At 71.0% G+C, this 2768-nt stretch carries 2 protein-coding genes and 1 pseudogene; 1 reads left to right on the plus strand and 2 read right to left on the minus strand.

What is annotated here, in order from left to right; all coding sequences use genetic code 11:
* Positions 1-83 precede the first annotated feature (83 nt).
* Positions 84-1649, minus strand: a complete 1566-nt coding sequence (locus AB0C69_RS40825; RefSeq protein WP_360361956.1) for an amino acid adenylation domain-containing protein — start codon at positions 1647-1649, stop codon at positions 84-86.
* Positions 1646-2668 carry an acyl-CoA dehydrogenase family protein gene (locus AB0C69_RS40830; protein WP_360361959.1) on the minus strand — a complete coding sequence of 341 codons (1023 nt, stop codon included), beginning with the start codon at positions 2666-2668 and terminating at the stop codon, positions 1646-1648. Before AB0C69_RS40830 ends, AB0C69_RS40825 begins: the two co-directional genes overlap by 4 nt.
* A 5-nt stretch (positions 2669-2673) precedes the next feature.
* On the opposite strand from AB0C69_RS40830, the pseudogene AB0C69_RS40835 reads away from it, so the two are divergent.
* A pseudogene (locus AB0C69_RS40835) lies at positions 2674-2768 on the plus strand (DUF47 domain-containing protein); the annotation flags it as partial.

Consider the following 2768-nt stretch of genomic DNA (forward strand, 5'->3'; position numbering starts at 1 on the left):
CGCGCACGCCCTGAACCCGCGGAGGACGTTCACCGACTTCTCCCGGCCGATCGACGCGCTCCGCCACGTCTCGGTCAGGACTTTCATCGCGGATCCGCCCAGGTCTCTCCCAGCCGCTTCCTGTCGATCTTCCCGGTGCCGGTGACCGGGAACGCGGTCCTGACGTGGAACCGCTCCGGGACCATGTAGCGCGGGATCTCGGCCAGGCAGTGCCGGCGCACGGCCGAGACGTCGAGCGGGTGCGTCTCGGGGACCACGTACGCCTCGACGACCCGTTCCCCGGTGCCGTCGTCGACCGCCACGCACGCGGCCTCCCGGACGTTGTCCGCGGCCGACAGGATCGCCTCGATCTCGCCGATCTCGACGCGGTGGCCCCGTATCTTCACCATGTCGTCCTCGCGTCCGCAGAAGACGTAGTTCAGCTCGTCGTCGAGCCGGACCAGGTCTCCGGTCCGGTACGCGCGCACCGTCTCCCCGCCGGCCCGGGCGATCGACAGGGTCTTCTCCGCCGTGAGGTCGCCGTCGCGCCAGTAGCCGAGCATCACCGAGTCTCCGGCGACGCACAGCTCCCCGGACGCGCCCGGCTCGTGCTCCACCGGACGCCCGGCCCCGTCGACGATGAACGTCGCCGCGTACGGGCAGGCGCGGCCGATCGGCACGGGCTGCCGGCGGTGCTCCGCGACGTCCGACTGGCGGACCCGGTGGAAGACGCAGACGTTGGTCTCCGTCGGGCCGTAGAGGTTGTAGAAACCGACCTCCGGGACGAGCGAGTGCAGGTGCCGGAGCCGGGCGATCGGGAACGTCTCACCGGCGAAAAGGACGACCCGCAGCCGCGACCCGGCCAGCAGTCCGCTGTTCTTCGCGGCCAGCATGCGGGTCAGCGCTCCGGGAACCGAGTACCAGACGGTGATGCGCTGCTCGGCGACGAACTTGTTGAGGGCGCCCCCGAGCCCGACCTGGCTCTCCGGGACGAGCACCACGCAGCCGCCCGCCCTGCACGTCGCGAACAGGTCGAGCACGGACAGGTCGAAGTGAAAGGGCGCGTGGCTGGAGACCCGGTCGGCGGGGCCCAGACCGAATTCGTCGACCGCCCATTCCACGAACGCGCGGGCATTGCCGTGGGAGAGCACGACGCCCTTGGGAACGCCCTTCGATCCCGATGTATGGAGGATGAAGGCCGGGCTGTGGAGGTCGAGGACGGGTCCGGGTTCGCCCTCCGCCGGAGCGGCGGCGAGCGCCTCCTCCCAGCCGGTGACGGACGCGTCCGCGGCCGGACCGGTGGACACGATCCGGCAGGAGGAGTTCTTCCGCAGCCATTCGACCCGGTCGTCCTGGGCGATCACGCAGGCGGCCTCGCAGTGGGCGATGATGTGGCCGGCCCGTTTGAAGGGCGCGCTCGGGTCGACGGGCACGTAGGCCGCACCGGCCTTCAGCACCCCGTAGACGGCGATGACCGCCTCGATCGACTTGTGCAGCCACAGGACGACCCTGTCACCGGGGACGACGCCGCCTTCGGCCAGCGTGCGGGCGAGGGCCGAACTGAGCCGGTCCAGCTCGCCGTAGGTCAGCGCCTCGCCCCGGAACTCGACCGCCGGGGCCTCCGGACGCGTTCCGGCCCAGTGGCGCAGGCAGTCGCTCAGACCGTTCACCTTCCCTCCCCGCCTCCCTCGGATTCCGGCCAGGCGAGGCCGAGCTTCCCGGAGATGATCACTCGCTGCATGTCCGAGGTGCCCGAGGAGATCGTCATGCCGAGGGCGTCCCGGAGATTGCGCTCGGCGCGCCCGTCGGAGGAGTAGCCGAGCGCCCCGTACACCTGCATCGCGCTGGTGAAGATCTCCGCCGCCGCTTCGCTCACGTACAGCTTGCCGACCTCGGGGAAGATGCTCGCCTCCGCGCCGTCGAGTTCCGCCGCGGCGCGGTGCAGGAGCATCCGGGAGATCTCCCAGCGGATCCGCATGTCGACGATCCTGTTGGAGACCGACTGGTACCGCCCGATGTGCCTGCCGAACTGGCGGCGCCGCCGGCAGAAGCGCGTGCACTCCTCGATCTCCCGCCCCATGACGCCGAGCCACGGCGCCAGCAGAAGCGCCCGCTCCCACGCCATCGTCTGCGCGAACACGGCGGATCCCTGCCTTTCGGCACCGAGCCGCCGGGAGGCGGGAACGCGGCACCCGTCCAGCTCGACCTCGCCCCAGCGGGCGGTGCGAAGACCCATCTTCTCGGGCTGCTCGTGCACCGAGACGCCGGGATCGCCGCGCTCGACCAGGAAGGCGGTGACTCCGGTGAATCCGAGCTCCGGGTCGACGGTCGCGTAGACGACGAACACGTCGGCGACGGGCGCGTTCGTCACATAGCGCTTGCGTCCGGTCAGGACGTAGGAGTCGCCGTCGCGCTCGGCCGTGGTGGCGAGCGACAGCGCGTCCGACCCGCTTCCCGGCTCGGTCATCGCGTTGGCCCCGACGAGCCGGCCGGCGGCGAGCCCGGGCAGGTACGCGCGCCGCTGCTCCTCGTCGCCGAACTTCCAGACCGGCACCTCGACGGCCAGGACGTGGGCGCCGATCGCCATCATGAGGCCGTTGTCGAGGCAGCCGTGCCCGAGACCCTCCATCGCGTGCGCATAGTCGACGGGACCGCACCCGGATCCCCCGTATTCGGACGGCAGGATCAGGCCGAGCCGCGGACCTCGTCGTCCTCTACAAGATCGACGAGTTCCCGAAGGGCATCGTCCACATGGTCGAGGTTCTGGAGCGCGCCGCCGAACTGACCGC

This window comes from Actinomadura sp. NPDC048032 (assembly GCF_040653175.1).
Taxonomy (GTDB): Bacteria; Actinomycetota; Actinomycetes; order Streptosporangiales; family Streptosporangiaceae; genus Spirillospora; species Spirillospora verrucosospora.